Source organism: Sphingomonas sp. JC676, from assembly GCF_014489075.1.
Classification (GTDB): Bacteria; Pseudomonadota; Alphaproteobacteria; order Sphingomonadales; family Sphingomonadaceae; genus Sphingomonas.
This window is the reverse complement of record NZ_JACTGR010000001.1, coordinates 1,257,067-1,283,266: the sequence shown is the minus strand read 5'-3', so window position 1 is coordinate 1,283,266 and position 26,200 is coordinate 1,257,067. Positions and strand designations below refer to the sequence as shown.

25 protein-coding genes and 1 pseudogene are annotated in these 26,200 nt (G+C 67.1%); 9 read left to right on the top strand and 17 right to left on the bottom strand.

The genetic code is table 11. The features are described 5' to 3' along the window. Positions 1-26 precede the first annotated feature (26 nt). The 5 genes from IAG41_RS06075 to IAG41_RS06055 are packed head-to-tail and all read left to right on the top strand — an operon-like array spanning position 27 to position 2,063. Positions 27-245, top strand: coding sequence for a hypothetical protein (locus tag IAG41_RS06075; protein ID WP_187727617.1), 219 nt, complete (start codon positions 27-29; stop codon positions 243-245). Positions 246-294: 49 nt separating this feature from the next. Next, positions 295-729 carry a helix-turn-helix domain-containing protein gene (locus IAG41_RS06070; protein ID WP_187727616.1) on the top strand — a complete coding sequence of 145 codons (435 nt, stop codon included), beginning with the start codon at positions 295-297 and terminating at the stop codon, positions 727-729. A gap of 55 nt (positions 730-784) precedes the next feature. Next, on the top strand, positions 785-1,138 hold the full coding sequence (locus tag IAG41_RS06065) for a hypothetical protein (RefSeq protein ID WP_187727615.1): 354 nt from the start codon (positions 785-787) through the stop codon (positions 1,136-1,138). A 45-nt stretch (positions 1,139-1,183) separates the two neighbouring features. Then, complete coding sequence (locus tag IAG41_RS06060; protein WP_187727614.1) at positions 1,184-1,639, top strand: hypothetical protein; 456 nt, start codon at positions 1,184-1,186, stop codon at positions 1,637-1,639. After that, on the top strand, positions 1,626-2,063 hold the full coding sequence (locus IAG41_RS06055; protein ID WP_187727613.1) for a MarR family transcriptional regulator: 438 nt from the start codon (positions 1,626-1,628) through the stop codon (positions 2,061-2,063). Before IAG41_RS06060 ends, IAG41_RS06055 begins: the two co-directional genes overlap by 14 nt. Positions 2,064-2,165: 102 nt before the next feature. Here IAG41_RS06055 and IAG41_RS06050 read toward each other — a convergent pair whose 3' ends face one another. Both IAG41_RS06050 and gltX read right to left on the bottom strand, forming a co-directional pair. Next, positions 2,166-3,449, bottom strand: coding sequence for a citrate synthase (locus IAG41_RS06050; RefSeq protein ID WP_187727612.1), 1,284 nt, complete (start codon positions 3,447-3,449; stop codon positions 2,166-2,168). 28 nt (positions 3,450-3,477) lie between these two features. Then, on the bottom strand, positions 3,478-4,899 hold the full coding sequence (gene gltX / locus IAG41_RS06045; protein WP_222950482.1) for a glutamate--tRNA ligase: 1,422 nt from the start codon (positions 4,897-4,899) through the stop codon (positions 3,478-3,480). Between the two features lie 79 nt (positions 4,900-4,978). Here gltX and IAG41_RS06040 point away from each other — a divergent pair. Both IAG41_RS06040 and bla read left to right on the top strand, forming a co-directional pair. After that, a pseudogene (locus IAG41_RS06040) lies at positions 4,979-7,086 on the top strand (ComEC/Rec2 family competence protein). Position 7,087: 1 nt separating this feature from the next. After that, a complete protein-coding gene (bla, locus tag IAG41_RS06035; RefSeq protein ID WP_187727610.1) occupies positions 7,088-7,951 on the top strand; it encodes a subclass B3 metallo-beta-lactamase in 864 nt (287 codons plus the stop codon). A gap of 117 nt (positions 7,952-8,068) precedes the next feature. Here the strand turns inward: bla and lexA are convergent, their stop codons facing one another. The 9 genes from lexA to IAG41_RS05990 all read right to left on the bottom strand — a co-directional run bounded on the left by lexA (position 8,069) and on the right by IAG41_RS05990 (position 16,296). Continuing rightward, on the bottom strand, positions 8,069-8,743 hold the full coding sequence (gene lexA, locus IAG41_RS06030) for a transcriptional repressor LexA (protein ID WP_187727609.1): 675 nt from the start codon (positions 8,741-8,743) through the stop codon (positions 8,069-8,071). Positions 8,744-8,800: 57 nt separating this feature from the next. Further along, positions 8,801-9,985, bottom strand: a complete 1,185-nt coding sequence (locus IAG41_RS06025) for a molybdopterin molybdotransferase MoeA (RefSeq protein WP_187727608.1) — start codon at positions 9,983-9,985, stop codon at positions 8,801-8,803. Between the two features lie 50 nt (positions 9,986-10,035). Continuing rightward, on the bottom strand, positions 10,036-11,004 hold the full coding sequence (locus IAG41_RS06020; RefSeq protein ID WP_187727607.1) for a PilZ domain-containing protein: 969 nt from the start codon (positions 11,002-11,004) through the stop codon (positions 10,036-10,038). Between the two features lie 78 nt (positions 11,005-11,082). Beyond that, positions 11,083-11,736, bottom strand: a complete 654-nt coding sequence (locus tag IAG41_RS06015; protein WP_187727606.1) for a glutathione S-transferase family protein — start codon at positions 11,734-11,736, stop codon at positions 11,083-11,085. A 31-nt stretch (positions 11,737-11,767) separates the two neighbouring features. Beyond that, entirely contained in the window at positions 11,768-12,244 is a 477-nt protein-coding gene (gene moaC, locus IAG41_RS06010; protein WP_187727605.1) for a cyclic pyranopterin monophosphate synthase MoaC, read from the bottom strand. Beyond that, the gene (gene trpC / locus IAG41_RS06005; RefSeq protein ID WP_187727604.1) at positions 12,241-13,077 is read right to left on the bottom strand and encodes an indole-3-glycerol phosphate synthase TrpC; all 837 of its coding nucleotides are present in this window, start codon (positions 13,075-13,077) and stop codon (positions 12,241-12,243) included. The genes moaC and trpC overlap by 4 nt, the downstream gene beginning before the upstream one ends. Continuing rightward, entirely contained in the window at positions 13,074-14,069 is a 996-nt protein-coding gene (gene trpD, locus IAG41_RS06000; RefSeq protein ID WP_187727603.1) for an anthranilate phosphoribosyltransferase, read from the bottom strand. The genes trpC and trpD overlap by 4 nt, the downstream gene beginning before the upstream one ends. Positions 14,070-14,138: 69 nt before the next feature. Further along, positions 14,139-15,674, bottom strand: coding sequence for a cation:proton antiporter (locus tag IAG41_RS05995; protein WP_187727602.1), 1,536 nt, complete (start codon positions 15,672-15,674; stop codon positions 14,139-14,141). 37 nt (positions 15,675-15,711) lie between these two features. Continuing rightward, complete coding sequence (locus IAG41_RS05990; RefSeq protein ID WP_187727601.1) at positions 15,712-16,296, bottom strand: anthranilate synthase component II; 585 nt, start codon at positions 16,294-16,296, stop codon at positions 15,712-15,714. Positions 16,297-16,424: 128 nt separating this feature from the next. On the opposite strand from IAG41_RS05990, the gene IAG41_RS05985 reads away from it, so the two are divergent. Beyond that, complete coding sequence (locus tag IAG41_RS05985) at positions 16,425-16,859, top strand: hypothetical protein (RefSeq protein WP_187727600.1); 435 nt, start codon at positions 16,425-16,427, stop codon at positions 16,857-16,859. A gap of 156 nt (positions 16,860-17,015) precedes the next feature. Here IAG41_RS05985 and trpE read toward each other — a convergent pair whose 3' ends face one another. Next, positions 17,016-18,500: an anthranilate synthase component I gene (gene trpE / locus IAG41_RS05980; RefSeq protein WP_187727910.1), complete on the bottom strand. Its 1,485-nt coding sequence runs from the start codon at positions 18,498-18,500 to the stop codon at positions 17,016-17,018. 4 nt (positions 18,501-18,504) lie between these two features. Next, positions 18,505-20,442 (bottom strand): peptidylprolyl isomerase, encoded by a 1,938-nt coding sequence (locus IAG41_RS05975; protein WP_187727599.1) that lies wholly within the window; start codon positions 20,440-20,442, stop codon positions 18,505-18,507. A gap of 116 nt (positions 20,443-20,558) precedes the next feature. On the opposite strand from IAG41_RS05975, the gene tpiA reads away from it, so the two are divergent. Further along, a complete protein-coding gene (gene tpiA, locus IAG41_RS05970) occupies positions 20,559-21,308 on the top strand; it encodes a triose-phosphate isomerase (protein WP_187727598.1) in 750 nt (249 codons plus the stop codon). Here tpiA and IAG41_RS05965 read toward each other — a convergent pair. The 4 genes from IAG41_RS05965 to IAG41_RS05955 form a co-directional block, all read right to left on the bottom strand. Further along, on the bottom strand, positions 21,277-22,701 hold the full coding sequence (locus IAG41_RS05965; protein ID WP_316251088.1) for an MFS transporter: 1,425 nt from the start codon (positions 22,699-22,701) through the stop codon (positions 21,277-21,279). The two genes, tpiA and IAG41_RS05965, sit on opposite strands and share 32 nt — an antisense overlap. A gap of 9 nt (positions 22,702-22,710) precedes the next feature. Then, positions 22,711-23,814, bottom strand: coding sequence for a DUF2252 family protein (locus IAG41_RS05960; RefSeq protein ID WP_222950481.1), 1,104 nt, complete (start codon positions 23,812-23,814; stop codon positions 22,711-22,713). Beyond that, positions 23,811-25,205 carry a leucyl aminopeptidase family protein gene (locus tag IAG41_RS22930; RefSeq protein ID WP_222950480.1) on the bottom strand — a complete coding sequence of 465 codons (1,395 nt, stop codon included), beginning with the start codon at positions 25,203-25,205 and terminating at the stop codon, positions 23,811-23,813. The genes IAG41_RS05960 and IAG41_RS22930 overlap by 4 nt, the downstream gene beginning before the upstream one ends. A gap of 80 nt (positions 25,206-25,285) precedes the next feature. Next, positions 25,286-26,200, bottom strand: coding sequence for a hypothetical protein (locus IAG41_RS05955; protein WP_187727596.1), 915 nt, complete (start codon positions 26,198-26,200; stop codon positions 25,286-25,288).

The following is a 26,200-nucleotide window of genomic DNA, read 5'->3' as shown; positions in this document are numbered from 1 at the left end:
CATGCGACTTGCCGCAGCATCCGCGGATGCGACGTATCACGGAAGTTGAGCGCAAGGCGATACGACGTTGCGCGATCGAGTGTGTCGAATCGGCGCTTCGCCTTTGCGATGAGGCGGGAGATGGCAGCCCCGCCTGCCACCTGCAGCTCGGCCTCGATATGCTATTGGCGTTGGAGCGCGGCGAGAACGGGGTTTCGTCACTGCCCGATATCGACTCGGATGGCATCGACTCCGAAGCTCTCTAGACACGTGGCATGATTTTGTCCGATTAGGTCCACGTTGGAGGATTTGCAGGTGGACACGAGCCAGTTGTCCGAAAGTCAGAAAAACTGCTTGCGACTCGTGGCGAGAGGAATGTCCACCAAAGAGATCGCGGCAGAGACAGGTCTGTCCCCGCAGACCGTCGACACCTACGTCAAGGCGGCAATGAGCCGGCTCGGGGCCTCGAATCGTCGAGATGCGGCCCGGGCGCTCACTGCGTCGGAGCTACCCCAAAAATCGGGATCACCATCGCAAGCCCTTGCGGAGCCCGCCAACGAGGCAGAGAGCTTTGCACAGGCCGAATGGAAAGCGCTTGTAAGGCTGCTCTTTCCAATACCGGTTGGAGGAAGACTGCATGACCTGAACGCGGCTCAGATGACCTTGCTGGCAATCCGATCCGGGATAACCGGAGTGGTGCTGGTTCTAGCGATTGTGATCCTCTTTCTCGGCATCCTGAAAGTCTTCTGATTTTACCAAGGGTCGGAAACTTAATGCGCCGTGCTCCGGCGCTAAGGGGAAAGCTATGCATAAATTCGAAAAAGGCGCGGCGATAGTACTCGCCGGGGATTTGCGGTCGACATTTGACGCCGTGGATGATGCGCTGGTCGCCGGATCACGCATGTTCGGATCGTTGATCGAGACCGCTCACAACGGCAAGGTGCCACCGGCACAGTCCCAGACGATCTTCAGTTCGGTGGCTTCCGGGCTGACGTCTCTGATCGGGGTCCGAGGCGATTTCGTCGAGGCCGCCAAGCGAATGAACGTCATCAAGCGGGGCAGCAATTTGAATGTTGTGGATCTGGGATGCGACAATCCGCTCGAGGTGTTCACCGAAGCGTCGGCGCCTGTCCATCAACAACCCCAGGCGGTTGCTTGAGCGGCTGCATCTTGCGCAAGCGCATAACGCATCGTTGGGCAGGCCATGCTGATAGTCATGTTGTTCCTGTCCCTGACGCTTCTCTGTTGCGCGGTCACCGCGATCAATGGAGGCAGGGATGGACGATGGGCGGCCTTCATGTCGCTCGCCACAGTCCTGATCGGCCGAGCGGTTGGCTCGGTCGATCTGCACCTGGCAACATCGCCCGGCTTCAAGGTCATCCTGGATGGTGCACTGCTCGTCGGCTTCTACGTGCTGATGCTCAACAGCAGGCGTTATTGGACGATCTGGATCACAGGCTTTCAGATGAACGGCGTCCTGGCACATACAGCGACCTGGTTGGCGGCGGGATATACACCGGCGATCTACCGCGGGCTGGAAAGCGTCTGGGGCATCCCGATCATGCTCGTGATGGTGCTCGGCGCTACTTTAGATCGACGAGCGGGCGTCGATCCTCACCAACTTGGGCCTACCCCAGGAGGCAGCAATGTCCAGCCTTAATGCGCTCTCGATGATTGCTCGCGCCGCCGCGGGCGGGCGGTCCGCGACCGGCAATGTCGAGCGACACGTCGAAAAGTCCGATACAGAACTCGCGGCGGTGGCGCAGAAATATCTGCGCATGCGGCGAAAGCGCGGGGATTTCTTTGGCGCCGATTTGTTTGCGGATCCAGCCTGGGAAATCCTGCTGGATCTCTTTGCGGCCGGGATAGAGGGCCGTGTCGTCAGCATCACGAGCGCCTGCATCGCGTCCGGCGTGCCAACCACCACCGCGCTTCGCTGGATCACGCTGCTGGTGAGCCGGGGGGCGGTTTGCCGTGCCCCGGACGCAAGAGATCACCGCCGGTCGCATCTATACCTGTCAACCGAAGCCAAGGCCGTCATGGCCGAATGGTTGCGGGCATTGTCGCAGGCATATCACGACTGATCCCGATGGCGTGAGAGGGTGGGTTCCCCACCCCTCAAACCAAGCCGGCGCCCCCATTCATGCCCGGGGGCGCCGGCCAAGTCTGTCTCGCGGGAGAACGGATCAGCGATTGTCGACGGGGACGTAGTCGCGCTGCGTCGGGCCCGTATAGAGCTGGCGCGGACGGCCGATCTTCTGCTCGGGATCCGAGATCATCTCGTTCCACTGCGCGACCCAGCCGACGGTGCGGGCGAGCGCGAACAAAGCGGTGAACATCGTCGTCGGGAAGCCAATCGCCGAAAGGATCACACCCGAATAGAAGTCGACGTTCGGGAAGAGCTTCTTCTCGATGAAATAATCGTCCTTGAGCGCCATTTCCTCGAGCTGGAGCGCCACGTCAAACACCGGATCGGAGACGTTCAGTTCCTTGAACACCTCGCGCACGGTCTTCTGCATTACCGTCGCGCGCGGATCGTAGTTCTTGTAGACGCGGTGGCCGAAGCCCATCAGGCGGAACGGATCGTTCTTGTCCTTGGCGCGGGCGATGAACTCGGGGATGCGCTCCGGACGACCGATCTCATGCAGCATGTTGAGCGCGGCTTCGTTGGCGCCGCCATGCGCCGGGCCCCAGAGGCAGGCGATGCCGGCGGCAATGCACGCGAACGGGTTGGCGCCCGAGGAACCGGCGAGGCGCACGGTCGAGGTCGAGGCGTTCTGCTCGTGATCGGCGTGGAGGATGAAGATGCGGTCGAGCGCTTTCTCGACCACCGGGTTCACCACATATTTCTCCGCCGGCACGCCGAAGGTCATGCGCAGGAAATTGCCGGTGTAGCTGAGGTCGTTGTCCGGATAGAGGAACGGCTGGCCGACGCTGTACTTGTACGCCATCGCCGCGATCGTCGGCATCTTGGCGATCAGCCGGTGGCTGGCGATCATCCGCTGCTTGGGATCGGTGATGTCGGTCGAGTCGTGATAAAAGGCCGAGAGCGCGCCGGCGACGCCGCACATCACCGCCATCGGATGCGCATCGCGGCGGAAGCCGCGATAGAAGGTGGCGAGCTGCTCGTGCAGCATGGTGTGGCGGGTGATCGTGCGGGTGAAGCTGCTCAGCTCGTCCTGGGTCGGCAGTTCGCCGTTCAGCAGCAGGTAGCTGACTTCCATGAAGCTCGAATGCTCGGCGAGCTGGCCGATCGGATAGCCGCGATGGAGCAGGACGCCCTCGTCGCCGTCGATGAAGGTCAGGCCCGATTCGCAGCTCGCCGTCGAGGTGAAGCCAGGATCGTAGGTGAACATGCCCGTCTGGGCATAGAGCTTGCGGATATCGACGACATCGGGGCCGGTGCTGCCCTTCAGGATCGGATATTCGACTTCCTTCCCCGGAACCTGCAGCTTCGCGGTGTCGCTCATAGTTCGTCGTCCTTGCTTGTCCCGCGGTTCAGGCGGGAACGGTCATCTGGTCTGCGATGCGGGCCAGGCTTTCCTCGCGCCCCAGCAATGCCAGGACGTCGAAAATGCCGGGCGAGGTCTTCCGCCCGACAAGTGCTGCGCGCAACGGTTGCGCAGCGGCGCCGAGCTTGACCCCCGCATCTTCCGCGACGGTGAGTACCGCCGCTTCGAGCGCTTCCGTATCCCAGGCTTCGACGCCGTCAAGCGCGGCGTGAAGCCGGGCCAGCAGCGCCCGCGCGTCGCCCTCTAGCAGAGCGGCCGCGGCCTCGTCCAATTCGAGTGGGCGCGTGCGAAACAGGAAGGAAGCACCTTCTGATAATTCCAGGAGATTCGCGGCCCTAGGCTTCAAGACTGCCATGCCGCGCTGCAAAAGATCGCGCTGCGACTCGGTCAGATCGAACGGAAGGTGCTGGGCTACCAGATCGGCGAGCCGGGCATCGTCGGCGGCGCGGATATAGTGACCGTTGAGATTCTCGAGCTTCTTAAGGTCGAACCGCGAAGGCGACTTGCCGACCCCGGCGAGATCGAACCATTCGATCGCCTGCTCGCGGCTGATAATCTCGTCATCGCCATGCCCCCAGCCGAGGCGGAGCAGATAATTGCTCAGCGCCTCGGGCAGGATGCCCATCTCGTCGCGATAGGCGTCGACGCCCAGCGCGCCGTGGCGCTTCGACAGCTTCGCGCCGTCCGCGCCGTGGATCAGCGGGATATGGGCGTATTCGGGCTCGGGCCAGCCCATGGCGCGGTAGATTGGCAGCTGGCGGAAGGCGTTGTTCAAGTGATCGTCACCGCGGATTACGTGCGTGACGCCCATGTCGTGGTCGTCGACCACCACGGCAAGCATATACGTAGGTGTGCCATCCGAGCGGAGCAGGACGAGATCGTCGATCTCGCTGTTCTGCACGGTGACTTCGCCCTGGACCTGGTCGCGGATCGTTGTCGCGCCTTCGGTCGGCGCCTTGAGGCGGACGACATAGGGCGCGTTCGCGTCGTTGTTCTCGCGCTCGCGCCAGGGAGAGCGGATGCGCAGCGGCTTCTTGGCCGCCTCGGCCTCGGCGCGCATCGCCGCGAGTTCGTCTTGGGTGAGGTAGCAGCGATAGGCTGCACCCTTCTCGATCATCTGGCGCGCGACCTCGGCATGGCGCTCGGCGCGGGCGAACTGGAAGACCTCGTCGCCGTCCCAGTCGAGCCCGAGCCAGCGCATTCCATCGAGAATGGCCTCGATCGCGGGCTGCGTAGAGCGCGCGCGATCGGTATCCTCGATGCGCAGCAGGAACTTGCCGCCGTGATGGTGGGCGAAAAGCAGGTTGAACAAAGCGGTGCGCGCGCCGCCGATATGGAGGAAGCCCGTGGGGGACGGCGCGAAACGGGTGACGACTGGCTTGCCGCCGGTATCAGAATTTGCGCTCAACCGCGCTTGCTCCCAGACTTGAAATTTGATGGCCAGTTCAGCCGCCGAGGCCCCTAGCACGGGGTTTTCCTCCCTACAAATGGAGGCGCGGCACGGATTCCGCCAGTCGCGCGACGGCGTGGAACGCTGGCTGGAGGCCGAGCGCGAGCAATTGGTGCTGTGGCTGCCGGTGATGCTGGGCGCGGGGATCACTGCCTGGTTCGTGCTGCCCGACGCGGGGCGCTGGATCGGGTTCATGCTGGGCGGCGTGGCAGTGGCATTGGCGGGCGCGACGCTGGGCGGACGTTTCGGGCGTGCTGTGCTGATCGCGGGACTGATGGCGGCCGCGGGATGCGCGCTGATTTGGTGGCGGGCGGAGAACGTGGCGGCGCCGGTGCTGGCGCGGCCGGCGATCGCGACGTTCCAGGGGCGGGTAGTCCGTGTCGAGCAACTGCCGTCGCGCGAGCTCGTGCGCCTGACGATCGCGCCGCTCGGGCGGGCGGATCTGCCGGGCAAGTTGCGGGTCAATGTCGCCGAGGAGGACATGCCGGCGGTCGTGGCGCGGGGCGCGGTGGTGGAGATGCGGGCGCGGCTGATGCCGCCGGCGCCGCCCTCGGTGCCCGGCGCCTATGATTTCGCGCGGGTGGCGTGGTTCAACGGGCTGGGGGCGACGGGCAAGGGCTTCGCTCCGATCAGGGTGGTGACGCCGGGCGAGCCGCAGGGGGCGGACCTGCGGGCGCGATTGTCCAAGCATATCCAGGGCCGGGTCGAGGGAAGCGGCGGGGGAATCGCAAGCGCGCTCGCGACCGGAGACCAGGGCGCGATCTCGGAGGCAGATGCCGAGGCGATGCGGCGATCGGGGCTCGCGCACCTGCTCTCGGTGAGCGGGCTGCACGTGACTGCGGTGACCGCGGCGGCGATGTTCGTTGTGCTGCGGCTGCTGTCGCTGAGCCCGACACTGGCGCTGCGCTGGCGGCTACCTTGGTCGCGGCGGGCGCGGGCGCGCTGGCGGCGATCGGCTATACATGGCTCACGGGCGCCGAGGTGCCGACGATCCGATCGTGCGTAGCGGCGTTGATCGTCCTGCTCGCACTGAGCCTGGGGCGCGAGGCGATCACATTGCGGCTGGTGGCGGCAGGCGCGCTGGTCGTGCTGCTGCTATGGCCCGAGGCGCTGGCGGGCCCGAGCTTCCAGCTGAGCTTCGCGGCGGTGACTGCGATCGTGGCGCTGCATGAGAGCCCGAGGATCCGCGGCTGGTTCGAGCGGCGCGAAGAAGGGTGGGGACGCCACCTGCTCCGCAACCTGGGTTCGCTGCTACTGACCGGTGTGGCGGTGGAGCTGGCCCTGATGCCGATCGCATTGTTCCATTTCCATCAGGCGGGCATCTACGGTGCGCTCGCCAATATCGTCGCTATCCCGCTGACAACCTTCGTAATCATGCCGCTAGAGGCACTGGCGCTGCTGCTCGATATTGCGGGGCTGGGTGCGCCGGTCTGGTGGCTGACGGCGCGGGCCTTGGCGTTCCTGCTCTGGCTGGCGCATGCGGCGGCATCCGCACCCGGCGCGGTGGCGGCGCTGCCGGCGATGCCGGGCGGAGCCTATGCGCTGATGGTCGCGGGCGGACTGTGGATCGCGCTCTGGCGGACGCGGGTGCGACTGGTCGGGCTGGCGCCGCTGGCACTGGGTGCGGTCTGGGCGCTGCTCACGCCACCGCCGGACCTGCTGGTGACGGGCGATGGGCGGCATCTGGCGATCCGTACGCCCGATGGCGGCATGGCGCTGCTCCGCGACCGGGCGGGTGACTATACGCGATCGATGCTGGGCGAGAATAGCGGGGCGGACGATGAGGCGATCGAACTGCTCGCCGAGCGGCCCGAGGCGCGATGCAGCAAGGATCTGTGCCTGATCGACGCGGTGGCGGGCGCGCGGCGCTGGCGGGTGGCGGCGACGCGGAGCGGCTATCTGGTGCCGTGGCGCGCAATGATGGCGGTGTGCGGCGGCTCCGACATCGTGGTGAGCGAACGGCGACTCCCGCCGGGTTGCGCGCCGCGCTGGCTCAAGCTCGACCGCGAGACGCTCGCGCGCACCGGCGGCGTGGCGGTGACCTTCGCCGGCGAACGGGTAGTGACGGTTCTGAAGGGCGGGCATCATCCATGGATTGACCCGCCGATGGTGCAGCCGCCATTCGAGCGGGTGAAGGAGAAATAGGATGCGAGGATTCGTACTGATCGCCGCCGCGCTGGTGGCGGCGTCCCCGGCCATGGCGCAGCAGACCGACTGGGCGAAGGTGCGTGCCGAGTGGAACCAGCCAGCTGCGCCGTTCAGGATCCTCGGCAATGTCCACTATGTCGGGACTGCGGGCATCGCCGCCTATCTGATCGCCAGCCCCAAGGGGCATATCCTGATTGACGGGGGCATGGAGGAGAGCGCGGCCCAGGTCGCGGCCAATATCGAGAAGCTCGGCTTCAAGCTGCGCGACGTGAAGATCCTGCTGATCAATCATGCGCATTGGGACCATTCGGGCGGACTGGCGCAGCTCAAGCGACTGACCGGTGCGCGGCTGCTGGCGAGCGCGGCGGACAGACCGGGGCTGGAAGCGGGCAGGCTCGACTACAGACCCGACATTTCGAGCGCGCCGCCGGTCAAGGTCGATGAGGTGATCGGTGACGGCACCCAGATCAACCTAGGCGGCAATATGCTGACCACGCATCTGACGCCGGGCCATACCAAGGGTTGCACGAGCTGGACGATGCAGGTGCCTTCGGGCGGGGACAGCCTGACCGTGCTCTTCGCGTGCAGCCTGACGGTGGCCGACCAGCCGCTCACGCCGGGCCATGGCTATGACGCGGCGGTGAGCGATTTCCGCGCGACCTTCGCCAAGCTCAAGGCGATGCAGGCGGACGTGTTCCTGGGCTTCCATCCGTCGCAATTCGGCTTTGCCGAGAAACGGGCGAAGCTGGAGGCGGGCGACGCGGAGGCGTTCGTCGACCCGGGCGAGCTCCGGCGGCGGGTGGATGCGGCCGAGGCGGCGTTCGACGTGGAGCTGACGAAGCAGAAGGCGGGCAGGCGATAGGCCCCATGACCGTCACCCCGGCGAAAGCCGGGGCCCAGGATCACAAGCAATGTCCTGCTCGGCCCTGGGGCCCGGCTTTCGCCGGGGTGACGAACGCAACTTCCTACGGATAGAGTCTCAATACCGCCGCAGCAGCCCCGCGAGCTTGCCCTGCACGCGCACCTGATCGGGGCGGTAGCGCTGGGGATTGTAGTCGCGGTTGGCGGGATCGAGGCGGATCATCGCGCCTTCCTTGCGGAAATACTTCAAGGTCGCCTCGACATCGTCGATCAGCGCCACGACGATCTCGCCGTCGCGCGCGGTCTCAGTGCGGCGGATCAGCGCAAAATCGCCGTCGAGGATACCGGCCTCGACCATCGAATCACCGGCAACTTCGAGCGCGTAATGCTCGCCCGCGCCGAGCAGGGCGGCGGGGACGGGGAGCATCGTCGAGCCTTCGAGTGCCTCGATCGGCGTACCAGCGGCGATGCGGCCATGCAGTGGGATCTCGACCACGTCATTCGCCGCTGGCGGCAAAGTCGTAGGCGATTTGTCCACTTTCGCGGTGACGGCAGGAGCGGATTTCTTCGCGTCGCCGCGTTCGGGCATGCGCAGCACTTCAAGCGCGCGGGCACGGTTCGGCAGGCGGCGGATGAACTCGCGTTCCTCGAGCGCGCTGATCAGCCGGTGCACGCCCGACTTGGATTTGAGATCGAGCGCTTCCTTCATTTCCTCGAACGAAGGCGAGACGCCGGTCTCGTTCAGCCGATCGGAAATGAAGCAGATGAGCTCGTGCTGCTTGCGCGTGAGCATCCAGGTTCTCCTGTCTAGAACAGACTGGGAACGTTTACGCAATGTTCCGCGGCGTTGTCAAGCGATGTCGAGGATTTCCACCGAGTCGCCGGCCCTGGCCGGTTCGGCATGCGGTTCGCGGACGATCAGGCAGCCGGCGCGGGCGAGCGTGCGCAGCATCGAACTATCCTGGATCGTGGAGGCGAAAGCGCGGCCGTCGCGTAGCTCGGCGCGGAGATAATCGGTGCGCTCGCCGTTCGCGGGGAGCGCCTCGCCGAGCAGCGCAGGGTGACGGCGCGGCAGCGGATCGGCGGCGCCCGACAGGTGCGCGACGAGCGGGCGGACGAACAGAAGGGTAGTGACGAAGGCCGAGACTGGATTGCCGGGAAGGCCGACGACCACCGCGTCGCCGAGGCGGCCGGCCATCATCGGCTTGCCCGGGCGAAGCGCGATCCGCCAGAAGTCGATCTTCGCGCCCGCTGCTTCGAGTGCCGGGCGGACGAGATCGTGATCGCCGACCGAGGCGCCGCCGGTGGTGACCAGCACATCCGCCTGGACGGCGCGGAACGCGGCCTCCAGGGGGTCGAGGCGATCGAGGAGGATGCCGAGGTCGATCATCTCGACCGGGAGATCGGCGAGCTGGGCGGCGAGCATCAGCCGATTGGTCTCGGGAAGCTGGAATTCGCCGACGGGCGCGCCGGGCGGGACCAACTCGTCGCCCGTGGCGGCGACCGCGACGCGGACGACGCGGCGCACGGGGAGCGCGGCGTTACCGCCGGTGCCAGCGACCGCGAGGCGGGCAGGGGTCACACGCTCGCCGGCCACGATCAGAACGTCGCCTTCGTGGAAATCGAGGCCCTTGCGGCGGACGTTGCGGCCGAGATGGGGCGGTCCCTCGCCCGCCAGGGTCAGGCGCGTACCGTCCCGCGCCGCTTCTTCCTGGACGAGGATCGTGTCGGCGCCGGCAGGGAGCGGCGCGCCGGTGAAGATGCGGGTCGCCTGGCCGGGGTCGACCGTTCCGCCAAAAGCCCGGCCGGCGGCGCTTTCGCCGATCACGTCCCATGGGCCGGGCATATCGGCGAAGCGGATCGCATAGCCGTCCATCGCCGAGAGATCGGCCGAGGGTCGGGTGCGGAGCGCCTTCACGTCCCGCGCGGCCCAGCGTCCGGCGGCCTGGGCGAGCGGCACCCGCTCGATCCCCACCGGCGCGGCCAGGCCGAGCAGGCGCGACTGGGCTTCGGCGACGGGGAGCAGCGGACGCATGGAAAGCACTTGGCGCACCCGCGGGCGGGGACGCAAGGGGCTGGAGCGACTCAGCTCGCCTGGCGGCCGCCGCCGGATAGCGTGCGAAGGTCTTCAAGGCGCAGCGGGATGCTGAATTCGCAGAGCGTGCGGTTGTGGCTTGTCTCGATCACCTTGGCCGGGGTGCCGCCGATGCCGGGGATATCGATCCAGACCTTGGCGCCGCGCGCGAACAAGGTGTGCGCCTCGAACTCGACCAGATGCGGCGTAAGGCCGCGGACGCGGACATTCCACCAGCGGACGCCTTCGCGGACGCGAGACGGCGAATCGAGACGGAAGACCTGCTTGTCGGGAATCAGGCTTTCGGGTTCCTGGCTCATGACCGTGGGCGTGGCTGGCGGGGTGTTGGCGGCGGGGCTGCGCTGGACATGGCGCAGCCAGGGGATCAGCACCTGCCAGCTCAATTCCTGATCGAAGGCGATGCCCGCTAGCCCCTTGCGTACCCAGCGCACGGTGCCACCCAGCGGGCGCAGGCCGTCAAAGGTGATCTGGACCGGCTCACCGACGGCAACATCGATGCGTGCTTCGATGCCTACGCCGCCCTGCGAGACATTGCGGGCGCGGACGAATTCGATGCGGTCGCCGCGATGGATGCCGACGGTCTGGTAGAGCTCGACGCGCGGCACCTGGCGGCGCTCATCGGGAACGCTGGCGAGATTGCGGGCGAGCGTGCCGATCACGTCGATCGGCGAATCGAAGACGAATCCAGCCTCGTCGGCGGTGCTCCAGCCGATCGTGCCCTCCAGCCGCTGGCCGTTGGCAAGCTCGAGATGCATCGCCTCGCCCTGGCGCAGCTCGGTCTCGACGCTGAGCGTCGCGCCAGCTGCGCTGAACTTGCGGATCGAGCAGGCATATCGGTCGGTCGCCGACGCGAGCATGCCGGTATCGAGCTCGGCGTGCACGTCGGGGTCGATCGGCAGGGCGATCGGGGCATCGGCGGCCAGACTGAATATCGTTGCGGACGTAAGTCCCTGTTCCATTTTACCTTCCCGCCCGGTCGCGAACAGCATTGGCGCAGGCGGCTGAAGGGCTGGTTAAGGGTCAGGGTTGTGAAAACCCTAATCGCGATCTGGAGCGCCCAGCGGGAAATAATGGCGATAGCGCCGAGCCTCGTCGACGGCGCGGGCGAAGGAGGGGCGGGCGAGCAGGCGAGCGCGATAGGCCTTGAGATGGGCATGCGCGGGCGGAATTTGATACGCCCAATCGGCGTAGAAGAGCGATGGCGCCGCCGCGCAATCGGCGAGGGTGAAGGCGTGGCCGGCGGCCCATGTGCGGGTCGCCATGTGCGTGTCGAGCCAGGCATAGGCCTTGTCGAGCGCGCGATGGACCTCCGCCTCGAGATAGGGGTCACGATGCGCCTCCAGGCGGAGCATGTTGCTCACGAGCGGCTGCATCGCGTTCATGACGTAATTGTCGAAGATCCGGTCGAGCATGCGGACTTCGATCGCGGCATCGGGATCCTCTGGGATCAGGCGGACCGGGCCGGGATGGTGGAGCTGGAGATGCTCGATGATCGCGCTGGTCTCGACGATGGTGCGGCCGTTATCGACCAGGATCGGGAAGCGCTTGAGCGGCCAGAGCGCCTCCAGCTCCTGGCCGGCATTGCCCTCCTCGAGATGGCGATAGTCGAAATCCACGCCGTTCTCGTACAGCGCGATCAGCACCTTCTGGCAGTAGGACGAGAAGGGATGAGCGTAGAACAGGGGCTTCATGGCATCCTCGTATAGTTAGGTTTTTGCCTTACTATACCGAATCGCGTGCCCAGTCACCCGATTTTCCACCGGTCTTGGAGAGAAGGCGGATGTCGCTGATAATCATCGTCTTATCGAGCGCCTTGGCCATATCGTAGAGCGTGAGCAGCACGACGCTGACCGCGGTGAGCGCTTCCATCTCGACGCCGGTCTGCGCCTCGGTGGCGGTGGTGGCGGTGGCGGTGACGCCGGTGTCGTCCAGCGCGAGATCGATGGTTACCCGGGTGAGCGGCAGGGGGTGACAGAGCGGGATCAGCTCGGCGGTCTTCTTGGCCGCCATGATCCCGGCGATGCGCGCGGTGGCGAGGACATCGCCCTTCTTGACGCTGCCTTCGCGGATCGCGGCGGCGGCTTCGGCCGACATGGTGATGCGGCCGGAGGCGATGGCTTCGCGCCGGGTGACCGGCTTGCCGGCGACATCGGCCATGCGGGCGGCACCGGCTTCGTCGAGATGGGTGAGTTCGGTCATCCTTCGAGCAGCTTGCGCGTCGCGGCCTCAACATCCGGCTGGCGCATGAGTGACTCGCCGACGAGGAAGCAGCGTACACCGTGATCGGCGAGGCGGCGGATGTCGTCATGCGTTGAGATGCCGCTCTCGGCAACAAAAAGGCAATCGGCGGGGGCGTTGCGCAAGACTTCAATCGTGCGCTCAACATCGACGACGAAGTCCTTGAGATTTCGATTGTTAACGCCGATCAGCCGCGACTTGAGCTTGAGCGCGCGCTCGAGCTCGTGGACGTCGTGAACCTCGACCAGCACGTCCATGTTCTGAGCGATCGCGGCGGCCTCGATCTCGGCCATCTGCCCGTCTTCGAGCGCCGCGACGATGATCAGGATCGCGTCCGCTCCAATCAGGCGGGATTCGGCGACTTGCCAGGGGTCGACCATGAAATCCTTGCGCAGCACCGGCAGATCGCAGGCCGCGCGGGCGGTGACCAGATAGTCCTCATGCCCCTGGAAATATTCCTGGTCGGTAAGCACGGAAAGACAGGCAGCGCCGCCGGCCTGATAGGCATGCGCATGCGCTGCTGGATCGAAATCAGGGCGGATCAAGCCTTTGGAGGGGCTGGCCTTCTTGATCTCGGCGATTAGGCCGTAGCCGCCGGCGGCGATTTTTCGCTTCAGAGCCCATTTGAAGCCGCGCAGCTCCCGCAGGCTGGCTTCCGCGCCGAGTAGCGCGTCGGCCTGCACGTCGGTCATCGGCCAATCCGGATCGTTCCGGTATTCGGCGCGCCACCGTTCCTTGCGCTCGGCAACCTCGCGCCGCTTGGTCTCCAGGATCTGGTCGAGGATCGTGCTCATGCGTAGGCGATCCAGCAGTCGAGCAGCGCGTTGGCAAGCCCGTTGTCGATCGTCTCGGCGGCTTCCTCGACACCATCGACGAGCGACGAGACGCGGCCGGCGACCATCAGCGCGGCGGCGGCGTTGAGCAGCACCGCGTCGCGATAGGCGCTCGGTTCGCCCTGGAGCAGGCGACGTAGCGCGAGTGCGTTATGTTCGGGGTCGCCGCCGCGAATTGCGCTCAAGGGATGCCGGGGAAGGCCGGCGTCCTCGGGTGTGATGCGCAAAGGGAGGTCTGCCGAGCCGATATTGACGGCGATGCTGGCACCCTCGGTCGAGAGTTCGTCGAGCCCTTCCTCGCCCGAAATCACCGCGGCCGCCTCCGCGCCGAGCTGGGTCAATGCCTCGGCATAGATGCCGGCATAATCGGGTCGGGCGATGCCGATGAGCTGGCGAGTGACACCCGCCGGGTTCGCCAGCGGGCCCATCAGGTTGAAGATCGTCCGGCGGCCGATGCGACGGCGAAGCGGGCCGATGCGCGCCATTGCGGGGTGATGGTGTTGCGCGAAGAGGAAGGCGATGCCGAGATCGTTCAACGTGTCCTCGGCGCGGGCGGCGGCGCGGTCGAGGTTCAGGCCCAATGCTTCCAGCGTGTCGGCGGCGCCGGCCTTGGACGAGGCGGCGCGGTTGCCGTGCTTGGCGACGGGGACGCCCGCCGCGGCCACCACGAGGCTGACGGCGGTCGAGACATTGAGCGTGTGGTGACCGTCGCCGCCGGTGCCGCAGACGTCGATTGCGCCAGCGGGCGCGGAGATGGGGATCAGGCGGGCGCGCATCGCCCGGGCGGCCTCGGCGATCTCGATGCTGGTCTCGCCGCGGATCGAGAGGGCGATGAGGAACCGCTCGATCGCCTCTTCGGGCACGGTGCCGTCGAGGATGTCGGCAAAGGCCTGCGCCGCGCTCTCATGGCTGAGCGGCGTCGAGGGATCGGGCAGGAGCGCGAAGGTCGTCACGCCGCTTCTATTCCGGGCGGCGGGGCGCGAGTCGAGCAAATCCTGCTGGGGCGGGTGAAGCACGGGCCCCTAACCCTGCTCGATCAGCCGGTGGCCATCGGGGCCGATGGCGAGGTCGCGCCAGTCGAGCTCCTCCTGGAGCAGCTCATATTCCTCCTGGCCGATCGCGTCCTCGTCGAGGAGCTGGTGCAGGCGGGCGCGCTGCGCGGCATAGGCGGCGAGCTCGAGGCGCTGGCGCTCGTCATATTCGCTGCAATTGCCCTGGAGTCCGGTGCGGTCGACCTCGAACCGGCGGCGGGATTCGTCTGCGACGGGGCTGACCTCGCCCGCCAGGCTGGCCAGCGCTGCGTCGGCAAGGGCCCGGCGTGCGCGGTTGAGTTCCGTTTCGGGGTCTTCCCCACCCGAAAGCCCGAGCCAGTGGATCAGCGGCGAGAGGGTGAGTCCCTGCAGCACCAGAGTCACGAGCACCACAGCGAAGGCGGCGAGCACGATCAGATCGCGTTGCGGGAAGTCGGCGGGGAGCGCGAAGGCAGTGGCAAGCGTGACGAGGCCGCGCATGCCGCACCAGCCGATCACTACGCCCTGGGCAACGCTGGAGGGCTTGATGCCGCCGCGCAGCACGGGGAAGTGGTAGGCGAGCCGGTTGTAGAGCATCACCCAGGCCATGCGCGTGACGATCACGCCGAGCACGACGAGGCCCGCAAAGGACGCCGCCTCGCGCAGTCGTTCGGGACTCATGCCCGCGACGATCTGCCGCGCCTGCATCCCCATCAACAGGAACGCGACGACGTTGAGCACGAAAACGGCGACGCCCCACACCGCGAAGGACTGGACCCGGTTGCGTGCGCTGATCTCAACCTTGGGGGAGTTGGCGATGTACATCGCCATGGTCACCACGCAGAGCACCGCCGAAAGCCCGAGTCGCTCGGCGAGGATCCAGGCGATGAAGGTGTTGACGAATTCGAGCAGATTTCCGCCGAACGAACCGCGTGTCCAGGGCAGGATGAAACGGAAGCACCAGCCGAAGAAAAGCCCGAGCGCAACCCCGCCCGGTACCGCGAAGCCGAGGCGCGCCGCGACGCCGCTATCGATACCGCCATGACTCTGGATCGCGACGGCCGCGCCGAACAGCAGCAGCGCCGAAGCGTCGTTGAGCAGGCTTTCGCCGGTCAGCACCTGCACCGTGCGGCGCGGGAGCGAGGCGGACTGGAGCACGGTGGTCGCCGCCGCAGCATCGGGCGGGGCAACGATCGCGCCCAGCGCGATCGCGGCCGCCACCGGCAGTCCGGCAAAGGCCCAGCCGATCCACGCGACCACCGCGGTGGTGCAAAGCACCGCGACCACCGCGAGCGAGATCAGCGGCCGCCATAGCCGACGAATCGCGGCGAGGGGGAAATCGAACGCGGCGTCGAGCAAGACCGGCGCGATGAACAAGGCGAGCGCGGTATGGCCGTCGAGCGCGATCGACGGGCTGCCGGGCACGAGCGCGACGATTACACCCGCGGCGGCGAGCATCGTCGGATAGGGAATCCATGTCCGCCGCGCGACCTGCAGCAGCACGACCGCGAGCAAGAGCAAGGCGACAAGGCTCTCGAAGAAGCTCATGCCGCAAGGCTAACGCGCTTAGCGGGCCTAAGTCGACTCAGGCCAGCGCGCGGGTCTCGATGCCGGCGATCCGCAGGAAATTGGCGAGCATCGCGTGGCCATGTTCGGTGGCGATGCTTTCCGGATGGAACTGGACGCCGTGGATCGGCAGCTCGCGGTGGCGGACGCCCATTACCGTTGCATCGGGCGCGGTCGCGTTGACGATCAGGTCGTCGGGCACGTCCTTGACGATCAGCGAGTGGTAGCGGGTTGCGATGAAAGGCGAGGGGAGCCCTTCGAACAGGCCGGTGCCGTCATGCTCGACCGGACAGGTCTTGCCGTGCATCAGCCCGCCGCGGACGACCTTGCCGCCGAAATGCTGGCCGATCGCCTGGTGACCCAGGCAGACTCCCAGAAGCGGTTTCCCAAGCTCGGCGCAGGCGGCGACGAGATCGAGGCTGACGCCGGCTTCATTGGGCGTGCACGGGCCGGGCGAGATCAGGAACGCCTGGGCATTGCTCGCGATCGCCTCGCGCGCGGTGAGCGCGTCGTTGCGCACGACCTGCACTTCGGCGCCCAAGTCCATCAGATAATGGACGAGGTTCCAAGTGAAGCTGTCGTAATTGTCGATGACGAGGATCATGCGAGCGAGTTAGGGGGTTTGGGCCGGGTTCACAATCGCTGGTGCAGAGAGTCTGCCTTGGCGGCGCCATAGTGACACGCAACGGTGATCCGTACAGGGGCGTTGCACGCCTTGAAGGAGTTTCGTGAATGCTTGCCAGATTGCTTATCGCCACCGCTCTGCTCGCCGGCCCCGCCACGGCGCAGGACAAGAGCACGCCGCAGGATCCGCCCAAGCGCGTCCGTTCGATCCTGCTTTATGGTGACGACAAGTGCCCGGCTGCGCAGAATCCGGACGAGATCGTAGTGTGCGCGAACGCGGGCGAATCGCCCTATCGCATTCCCAAGCGCTTCCGCGACCAGCCCAAGGAAGACGCGGCGTCGCAGGCCTGGACCAATCGCGTCGAGACCGTGGAGGAATTCAATCGGGCGGGCCTGCCCAACAGTTGCTCGCCAGTCGGCACGGGCGGTCAGACCGGCTGCACGCGCAAGTTCCTCCAGCAATGGTATCAGGAACGGCTGGATGCCAAGGCGAAAGCGGCGCGGACCACAGCTCCCGATCCCGATGCCGGTACCAATCCCTGAGTCCAAATTCCTCCCCAAGCTTGCTTGAGGAGGGGGACCGCTCGCGTAGCGAGTGGTGGAGGGGCGGCGGACCAAGTCCGCCGTCTATGCTGCGCCCCTCCACCACGCCCTTCGGGCGCAGTCCCCCTCCCCGAGACGAGCTTGGGGAGGATTTGACTATTGCCCGAAACCCGCTTCGCTCGCCCGCGTGACCGCTTCGCGCGCGGCGGCGAACAGCGCGCCGGCCTTGGCCTCGCATTCGCGCTGTTCGTACGCCGGATCCGAATCGGCGACGATGCCGGCGCCAGCCTGGACGTGCATGACGCCGTCCTTCACCAGCGCGGTGCGCAGAACGATGCAGCTGTCCATCGATCCATCGGGCGAGAAATAGCCGACGCCGCCGGCATAGGGACCGCGCGTCTCGGGCTCCAGCTCGGCGATGATCTGACAGGCGCGGACCTTGGGGGCGCCGCTGACCGTGCCCGCCGGAAAGCCGGCGAACAGCGCGTCGAGCGCATCGGCGTTGCTGCGGAGCTTGCCGACCACGTTCGAGACGATGTGCATCACATGGCTGTAGAATTCGACGGTGTAGCTGTCGGTGACCTTCACGGTGCCGGTATCGGCGACGCGGCCGACATCGTTACGGCCGAGATCGAGCAGCATCAGATGCTCGGCGCATTCCTTGGGATCGGCGAGCAGGCTGGCGCGATTGGCCTCGTCCTCGGCGGCGGTGCGCCCGCGCGGGCGGGTGCCGGCGATCGGGCGAATCGTGACTTCGCCGTCGCGGGCGCGAACGAGGATCTCGGGGCTCGAGCCGGTCAGCGCGAAGCCGGGCAGGTCGAGATGATAGAGGAAGGGCGAGGGGTTCACGCGGCGCAGCGCGCGGTAGAGCTCGAACGGCGGCAGCGCGAACGGCGTGGTGAAGCGCTGGGCCAGCACCACCTGGAAGATGTCGCCGGCGGAGATATACTCCTTGGCGCGGGCGACCATCTCGCCATAGCGGCCGGGCGCCAGCACCGGAGTGAGCGTGACCTCGCTCGGCTCGGCGCGGACGGGAGCGGGAAGCGACGCGGTGGCGAGCCTGGCGGCGACCGCATCGATCCGCTCGGCGGCGACGTCGACATCGCCGCCCGGCCAGACCGGCGCGACGAGGAACAAAGTGTCGGCGAGGCGATCGAAGACGAGGATGACGGTCGGCCGCACGAACATCATGTCGGGCACGCCGACCGGGTTCTGCGGCGGGCGATCGAGCTTCTCGACCAGTCCGACCGTTTCGTAGCTGAAATAGCCGACCAAGCAGGCGAGCGCGCGCGGCAGCTCCGCCGGCACCTCCATCCGGCACGCGCCGACGAGCGCGCGCAACGCGTCGAGCGTCGGATCGGCGCAGGGCGCGAACGCGTCGCGATCGGTGAGCCAGTGATCGTTGATCGCGGCTTCGTTGCCGGTGGCGCGAAAGACGAGATCGGGGGCGAGCCCGATTAGGCTGTGACGCCCACGCACCGATCCGCCCTCGACCGATTCGAGCAGGAAATCGCCCCGCCCGGGCTCGATCAGCTTGAGCGCGGCGGCGACCGGAGTCTCGGTGTCCGCGACCTGGCGGCGCCAGAGCAGCGCGGGCCGCCCGGCGGCCAGCGCCGCGCGGGCGGCTTCTGCGCCGTGGATCACCTCAGCGTGCCGTACCCTGGCGGGCGAGATCGGCGCGGAAACGGGCGATGGCGGCCTCGTTGCGCGTGACCTTCACCTGCTTGCGAACCGCGCTGATGAACTGCGCCGCATATTCCTGGCCGGTCCGCTGCGAGAGCGCACCACGCACCTGCGCGACCGCGATCGGATCATTGGCGGCGCTATGCTCCTCGATCTGGTCGACATAGACGACATAGTAACCGGCGCGATCCGGCGCCTCGACCAGCCGCGCCTTCTTGGCCGGCATGTTGAACGCCATCTGGATGAAGGGCTCCTTGCCCTGGAGTTCGGCGCGCTTGAAGTCGAACGGCTTGGGCGCCGCACCCTTGGTGACACCGGCTTCGGCCAGCGCCTGTGCCATCGGCACGCCCTTGTCGAGCTTGGCGATCATGCTGGAGGCGGCGGCGCGTGCCTTTTGCAGCGCCTTGTCCATCAGATAGTCGGCCTTCACCCTGTCGCGGATGCTGGCGAGCGGGCGGGGCGCGGCGGCGACGATCTTCTCCAGCGAGACGAGTGCGAAGCTGCCGTCGGCGGCGGTCTGGATCACCTGGGGCTCGTCGCCGGCCTGTTCGAAGGCGAAGCCCGAACGCATCAGCGCGACCATCATCGGATCGGGCTTGTAATTGGCGTCGTCCGGATTGGTGCCGTCGGCGGTCAGCGCCGGCGTGCTTTCGGCGGTAAGCTTCGCGTCGCGCACGGCTTCGTCGAAGGTCTTGCCGTCGCCGACGCCGTCGTCGATCGCCTGGCGCAGATCGCCGAGCGCCTGGGCGAGCTTGCGCTGGCCGATCTCTTCGGCGAGCTCGGTGCGCGCTTGGTCGAGGGACTTGGCGGCGATCTTCTCGATCTTGTCGACGCGGTAGACATACCACGTACCGCCGAGCTGCGACGGGCCGGCCAGCACACCCTGCTGCGCTGCGAAGGCAGCCTCGGCAAAGGCGGACGACACCTGTTTGGCGAGCGCGGCCTTCTCGACAGCGTCGACCTTGCGGACCTCGAGGCCGGCGGCGCGCGCGGCGGTATCGAGCGCACCGCCCTTGGCCTGATTGGCGATGTTGGTGGCGGTCGCCCGATCGAGCGCGGTGACGATCTCGAGCGTGCGCTTCTCGGTCGCGGCGTAGCGGGCGCCGGCCTTCTTGTAGGCGTCGGCGATCTCTGCCTCGGTCGCGGCGGTCGTGGTGCGAAGCGCGTCGGGCTTGACCGAGGCGAAGCGGACGATCCGGCGCTGCGGGACCATGTAGCGGCTGCGATTGCTGGCGTAATAGGCGGTCAGCGCCTGATCGTCGGGATCGGGACCGGGATCCATCGCGACCGACTGGACGAAGCCGACGACGCCGGTGCGGCGCTCGAGCAGCAGCGAGGCATAGGGCAGCACGACCCCGTTGGGGAGCTGGCCACCCAGCGTGGCGCGGTTGATCAGCCAGGTGCCGTAGCGATCGTTCGTCAGGCTCTCACGATACGTGGCCGGGGTGATGCGGTTCTGCGCGAGCAGATCCTCGAAGCCCTTCTGGCTAAATTTGCCGTCGATGCCGGCGAAGGAGGGGTTGCTGGCGATGTCGCCGTCGATCAGCTTCTTGCTGACCTGCATGCCCGATCCTTGCGCGAATTCGATCAAAGCGGCCGAATTGATCATCTCGTCTAGCGCCAACTCGAGGCCGCCCTGCGCGAGGAACTGCTCCATCGTGACGTTCTGGCCCTCGCGCTGCGCGTTGCGCAGGAAGCGATCGATCCGGTCGCGCAGCTCGCGATCGGTGACCTTGGTGCTACCGACATTGGCGAGCACGCCGGTGCCTCCGGTGGTGCCGTTGGAGCGCAGGCCGGTGACGTCGCCGGCGGCGAAAGCGATCGCGATCAGGCCGAGGAACACGAACACCGCGATCGTGCCGTAGCGCGACTTGGTGAAGTTCCGGAAGAAATTGAGCATGAAGGGCCGTTCGTTCGAGGGAATCCCGCGTGCTTTAGGGCGGTGGTGCTTCGCCTTCAAGCTTGTGCAGCGCGCGACGCTTGGTATCGGCTGCGATCAAACAGGAGGAGTTGGGTATGCGCCGCAAGCTAGTCGCCGGCAATTGGAAGATGCACGGGCTGAGGGCCCAGCTGGGCGAAGTGGAGGCGATCGCAGCGGCGGCCGCAGCCAATCCGGGCGTGGATGCGACGCTGTGCGTGCCTTTCACGCTGATTTCGGCGGCGGTTGGCGTGGCGGGCGCGCTGCCGATCGGTGCGCAGGACGTCCACGAAGCGGACCAGGGCGCGCATACCGGATGCATCTCAGCGCCGATGCTGGTCGAAGCTGGGGCGACGCTGACCATCGTCGGCCATTCGGAGCGCCGCGCGGACCAGCACGAGACGAGTCACGACGCCTGGGCCAAGGCGGCGGCGGCGCGGCGGCACGGGCTGCAGGTGATCCTGTGCTGCGGCGAGACCGAGGCCGAGCGCGATGCCGGGCGTGCCGAGCGGATCGTCCAATCGCAGATCGAGAAGTCGCTGCCCGACGGCGCTTCGCCCGAATGGCTGACGCTCGCTTATGAGCCGCGCTGGGCGATCGGCACGGGCCGTACCCCGACGCTGGACGAGATCGCGTCGATCCACGCGATCGCGCGGGCGAAGCTCAGGATGATGGTGGGCGACGCCGCTTTGGGCATTCGCATCCTCTATGGCGGATCGGTGATCGGAACGAACGCTGCGGCGATCCTGGCGGTCGACAATGTCGATGGGGCGCTGGTGGGGGGCGCCAGCCTGACCGCCGAGAAGTTCGTGCCGATTATCGAGGCTGCGACTTCGGTTTCGCGCTGAGCTCGCCCAGCGTCACGAACGCTATCACGCCCGAAAGGGCCGCCAGCGCCGCGCCCACCAGCGCGGCATGGTGGAAAGCGGTGATCAGCGCGGCACCGGCGGCAGCGATGACCGCGCCGGCTATGGCGATGGCGATCAGGCCGCCGGTGCGGGCGATCGCGCTGTTGAAGCCCGATGCGGTGCCGGTATGGCTTTCCTCGACCGAAGCCAGCACGGCGGTGGTGAGCGGCGCGGCGACGCACGACATGCCGAGGGCGATTAACAGGATGCCGGGGAAGACCGAGGTCCAATAGGGCGCACCCTCATTGACCAGCACCAGCGCGGCAAGCCCCAAGGCAACGACCAGCGAGCCGATCGACAGCGGCAGGCGCGGCCCAACCCGAACCGTGAGCGGGCCCATGATTCGCGAAGCGAGTCCCATGCCCAGCGGCATCGGCAGTAGCGCGAAGCCGGCATGGAGCGCCGAATAGCCCCCGGCCTGGATCAGCACATAGGGAAGCAGGAGGAACAGGCCGCCTAGCGCGCCGTAGAGAAAGAAGGTGAGCAGGGTCAGGCCGACAAAGGCGCGCGAGCCGAACATCGCGAGGGGCATCATCGCGCGGTTGCCGCGATGATGCTCGATCCAGAGGAACAATGCGGTCAGCGCCAAGCCCAATGCGAGGCCGATCGCCGCGGACGGATCGATGGCGCGGTGGCTCGACCAGAGCGTGAGCGCCCAGGTGAGCGCGCCGAGCGCGAGCGTGGCGCTGATCGCGCCGGGCCAGTCGAGCGGGAGGGCGCCCTCGGCGCTTTCGCGGACGTAGCGCCAGGCGATCAGGATGGCGAACAGGCCGAGCGGCAGGTTGATGTAGAAGATCGCGCGCCAACCGATCGCATCGACCAGCCAGCCGCCGAGCGGCGGGCCCACCGCACCCGCGATCGAACTCGCCGCCGCCCAGGTGCCGATCGCGCGCCCGCGTTCCTCGCCCTCGAAGCTGTTGCCGAGGACCGCCAGGCTGTTGGGCAGCAGGATCGCGGCGCCGATGCCCTGGACGACCCGCGCGCCCAGAAGGAGGTTGAGATCCGCGGCCATGGCGCAGGCGATCGAGGCGAGGACGAACAGCGCGATGCCGCCGATCAGCAGCTTCCGCCGCCCGTAATGATCTCCTGCCGCGCCGCCGAGCAGCAGCAGCGCGGAGAGCGGCAGTAGATAGGCGTTGATCGTCCATTGCAGCTCGGCCGGCGTCGCGTGGAGATCATTACCGATCGCGGGCAGCGCGACATTGGTGACCGAACCGTCGATAAAGGCGAGGCTCGAGGCGAGGATGCAGGCGACCAGGGTGAGGCTGGGATGCGCGGCGCCGCCCTTCGCGGTGGCAGGTACCGAATCACTCGTTGGGTGGAGGGTGCTCACCTCTTCTGACTAAGCCAGGCTCGCGGCAGCCGCCAGCGGCTGGCGACGATAGCGGCGATGCTCGTCGGCGGTCCATATTGCGACGCGCTCCGCCGCGCGGGCGAGCCAGCCATGCTTCTTCCGTCCGGAAAGGGCATCGCGGATCGAGTCATGGGCGGCGGCGTCGCCAGCATGGATGGTGGCGAGATCGCCGGCCATCGCCCGCACCAGCCGGTCAGCGAGTGCGCTGCGGATCTCACCGAATTCGAGCTTGCGGCTGTTGGGCGACAACCGCCGGACGGAAAAGCCCCCCGCATAGTGGAACAGCGGATCCGGCGAGCGGAAGCGGCCGTGCGCTACCATCTCCGAAAGGCCGGGCTCGTGCCCCGATGCCCAGCAGGAGGGTAATTGGGCCTTTACCTCCACTGCGATCGGGCCACCGCGATAGTCGCTGCAATAGGCGACGAAACGGGGCCGGCCGAGGCTTCCCGCTCCAGCCTGCCGAGGGGATATGCTGACCGGCAGACCGGGCTCGGGCAGGGCGGCGAGCAGCGCCGCACGCAGCGCCGGCGGGACGTCGCCCGTGGGCCTCGCTTCCTCCCGTTCTTCCCAGAAATCCTGGCGATATGCGTCATCGGCGGCGAATGCATCGCGCAACCGGCGATGCCCACGCTCGAGCACCATCGCGCGGGGCTCGGCGATTCCCGCACGATATCCGTCGAGAGCGAGTTCGGCGATATCGCTGGTCTTCCAGCCGGGAATGGCAAGCGCGAGGCTCGCGCACAGCCGCACCAGATCGAGCGGCCAGGGCAGCCGTGCCGCCTCGTCGAAATCGTTGACGCCCCAGACCAGCCGCCCGGAAGCGTCGCGCCACAGGCCGAAATTGCCGGCATGCGCATCGCCCACCGACGGGGCATGCGGCGCCTCCATCAGCTCGGGGCACAGGAAAGGCGCGGCCTCCGCCCACCGCCAGCACGTCGCGCGCAGGAACAGGAACGGATCCTCTTCCCGCATCGTCCGGTGCTTCGCGACAAGCCCGTCTTCGACGATTCCGTCGGCAAGCTGCTCGCGCATCCAGGCTTCGTATCGCGCGATGGATTCCGCGAGATCGACGAGCCCGGACAGGTCGGTCATCCCCCGTAGCGGTCCTTGAGCACCTTCCACGTCGCGCGGAGACTCACCGCCTCGGCGCCCTTGGGGCGGCCGGGCTTGTGGCTGCCGTTCCAACAGAAGATGTCGAGATGCGCCCATTGCGCCTTTTCGGGCACGAATTCCTTGAGGAACAAGGCGGCGGTGATCGCGCCGCCGAACGGCGCCTCGGCCGCGTTGAGCATGTCGGCGACGTCGGACTTCAGCATCTCCTTGTACGGGTCGTACAAGGGCATGCGCCAGATCGGATCGGACTCGGCCTCGCCCGCGGCGAGGATCTCGGCGGCAAGCGCATCGTCATTGGCGAACAGCGCCTGGAGATCGGCGCCCAGCGCGACGCGCGCGGCGCCGGTGAGCGTCGCGAAGTCGAACACCAGCTCGGGATTGCCCTCGGCCGCCTTGGTGAGCGCATCGCCCAGGATCAGCCGGCCCTCGGCATCGGTGTTGCTGTTCTCGACGGTGATCCCCTTGCGGGAGATCATCACGTCGCCGGGACGCGCTGCCTCGCCCGAGATAGAATTCTCGACCGCGGGGACGAGCATATGGAGGCGGACCGGCAGGCGGTTCTGCATGACGAGCTCGGCCAGCGCGAGGGCGTGGGCCGCGCCGCCCATGTCCTTCTTCATCAGACGCATGCCGGCGGCGGGCTTGATGTCGAGACCGCCCGAATCGAAGCAGACGCCCTTGCCGATGATGGCGATGCGCGGATGCTCGGGATTGCCCCATTCGATCTCGATCAGCCGTGGCTCGCGGCCCTTGCCGGCGGCCTTGCCGACCGCATGGAGCATGCCATAGCCCTTTTCGATCTCGGCGCCCTTCACCACGGTGAGCGTGGCACCATAGGCCTTGGCGAGATCGGCGGCGGCGGCTTCGAGATCAGCCGGGCCCATGTCGTTGGCGCCGGTGTTGATCCGGTCGCGCAGCTTGAAGGTGACCGCGGCGAGGCGTTGCGCCTCCTCCATCTTCACCGGATCGCCGGTGAGCAGGACGCGCGGGCCCTGGGGCTTGGTCTCGGCCTTCTTGTAGCGGTCGAACTTGTACTGGGCGGCGAGCCAGCCATAGAGCGCCTTGCCGGGCTCACGACCCTCGACGCGATAGGCGCCCTCGGGCAGCGTCTCGGCGAGCTTGGCCAGGCACCATGGCGTCAGCCGATCGACATTGGCGACGACGGTGACGACCGACCAGTCCTCTGGGCCATCGCCCGGCAGGATCGCGCTCGAATAGGCGGTGGGCGCGAGCTTCTGCGCGGCGGCAGCGGCGCGATGGCGCGGTGGCTGCGCGGCGAGCCAGGTATCGAAGCCCTTCGCATCGATCAGGTGGATGGTGCGCGCGGCCTGGCCGCGGTCGGGCTGAATCAGCGTGGAGAGATCGGACATGGGGGTGATCTAGGGTGCGCGGGGCGCCGCGCCTAGCCCGGACTTGCCACGAAATTCGAAGAGTGCGCCGAACCGGGGCGCTAGTGTATCGGTTTGCCCCTCGGCGCGCACATCGCGATCGCGTGCTCGACCATGAAAAGCAGTCGATCCCGGGCGAGGGCGAGTTCGGCGGGATCGAGGCCGCGATCGAGCGTCTCGAAGTTGAGATAGGCGAGGTGGTGGAGCACGGCATAGTTCGACAGCGAGCCGTCGCTCGTGAGGACGCGCTCCTGAACCACGTTGTAATCGGCGGCCACCATCTGATCGCGGCAAAAGGCATCGCTCGGCTGCTGTTTCGCGACAAAGGTGGCGAAGGCGACGGTGTCGTCGTCGTCGAAGGGATAGGATTTCGACTGGGAGGGGCTGGGGATCAGCGTGTCGTCGCAGAAGCGGATCGAGATGACACCCTGACCCTCGGGATCGCCCCTGTTGCACTTCGACTCCGCAGTTTCGAAGCCCTTGGCGTTGGTGTGGAGCGCGATGACCGGGCCGCCGCGCAGATTTCCCAGGATGCGGCGCGCATAGCCGGGCAGGGCGCTGTCGAAATTGCGGTTGGGGTCGACCGACTTGCCGTAGTCGACCGCGCGGTTCATCCGAACGCCGTCGGCGCCCGGCGCGACGCCCGAATCGACCGCGATCAGCGTGCCGCCATATTTACGGACCAGCCTGAGCCCCGCTTCGAACCCGGCATTCTCATTGTCGTGGGGCACGAAGAAGAGCGGGCCCTTGCGGTGCCGGACATTGGCGATGCGCCATAGCCGCCACTGGGCGCGTTCCTCGCGGAACTCGATCCGGCTCACCGCGAGCCCGCGCCATTCGGCGGGGTCGCGGTGGCGGGCGAAATCGTCGTCCTGCACCGTCAGCGGATCGACGCGCGAGACGGTCGCGCGATCGGGATCGCTGGCGCCCGACAGCGCGAGCCAGGCAGCCATTGCGGCGAGGACGACGGCTTTCAT

Excerpts from the sequence above, each read along its gene's own strand:
- lexA (WP_187727609.1), bottom strand. The coding sequence starts at position 8,743 with ATGCTCACGCGCAAGCAGCACGAGCTCATCTGCTTCATTTCCGATCGG.
- IAG41_RS22930 (WP_222950480.1), bottom strand. The coding sequence starts at position 25,205 with ATGTCCGATCTCTCCACGCTGATTCAGCCCGACCGCGGCCAGGCCGCG.
- IAG41_RS05990 (WP_187727601.1), bottom strand. The coding sequence starts at position 16,296 with ATGATCCTCGTCATCGACAATTACGACAGCTTCACTTGGAACCTCGTC.
- IAG41_RS06015 (WP_187727606.1), bottom strand. The coding sequence starts at position 11,736 with ATGAAGCCCCTGTTCTACGCTCATCCCTTCTCGTCCTACTGCCAGAAG.
- trpC (WP_187727604.1), bottom strand. The coding sequence starts at position 13,077 with ATGAGCACGATCCTCGACCAGATCCTGGAGACCAAGCGGCGCGAGGTT.
- IAG41_RS06075 (WP_187727617.1), top strand. The coding sequence starts at position 27 with ATGCGACGTATCACGGAAGTTGAGCGCAAGGCGATACGACGTTGCGCG.
- IAG41_RS05975 (WP_187727599.1), bottom strand. The coding sequence starts at position 20,442 with ATGCTCAATTTCTTCCGGAACTTCACCAAGTCGCGCTACGGCACGATC.
- IAG41_RS05955 (WP_187727596.1), bottom strand. The coding sequence starts at position 26,200 with ATGAAAGCCGTCGTCCTCGCCGCAATGGCTGCCTGGCTCGCGCTGTCG.
- IAG41_RS06050 (WP_187727612.1), bottom strand. The coding sequence starts at position 3,449 with ATGAGCGACACCGCGAAGCTGCAGGTTCCGGGGAAGGAAGTCGAATAT.
- IAG41_RS06020 (WP_187727607.1), bottom strand. The coding sequence starts at position 11,004 with ATGGAACAGGGACTTACGTCCGCAACGATATTCAGTCTGGCCGCCGAT.
- IAG41_RS06065 (WP_187727615.1), top strand. The coding sequence starts at position 785 with ATGCATAAATTCGAAAAAGGCGCGGCGATAGTACTCGCCGGGGATTTG.
- IAG41_RS06060 (WP_187727614.1), top strand. The coding sequence starts at position 1,184 with ATGCTGATAGTCATGTTGTTCCTGTCCCTGACGCTTCTCTGTTGCGCG.
- IAG41_RS05995 (WP_187727602.1), bottom strand. The coding sequence starts at position 15,674 with ATGAGCTTCTTCGAGAGCCTTGTCGCCTTGCTCTTGCTCGCGGTCGTG.
- tpiA (WP_187727598.1), top strand. The coding sequence starts at position 20,559 with ATGCGCCGCAAGCTAGTCGCCGGCAATTGGAAGATGCACGGGCTGAGG.
- IAG41_RS06055 (WP_187727613.1), top strand. The coding sequence starts at position 1,626 with ATGTCCAGCCTTAATGCGCTCTCGATGATTGCTCGCGCCGCCGCGGGC.
- bla (WP_187727610.1), top strand. The coding sequence starts at position 7,088 with ATGCGAGGATTCGTACTGATCGCCGCCGCGCTGGTGGCGGCGTCCCCG.
- IAG41_RS05960 (WP_222950481.1), bottom strand. The coding sequence starts at position 23,814 with ATGACCGACCTGTCCGGGCTCGTCGATCTCGCGGAATCCATCGCGCGA.
- moaC (WP_187727605.1), bottom strand. The coding sequence starts at position 12,244 with ATGACCGAACTCACCCATCTCGACGAAGCCGGTGCCGCCCGCATGGCC.
- IAG41_RS06025 (WP_187727608.1), bottom strand. The coding sequence starts at position 9,985 with ATGCGTCCGCTGCTCCCCGTCGCCGAAGCCCAGTCGCGCCTGCTCGGC.
- IAG41_RS05985 (WP_187727600.1), top strand. The coding sequence starts at position 16,425 with ATGCTTGCCAGATTGCTTATCGCCACCGCTCTGCTCGCCGGCCCCGCC.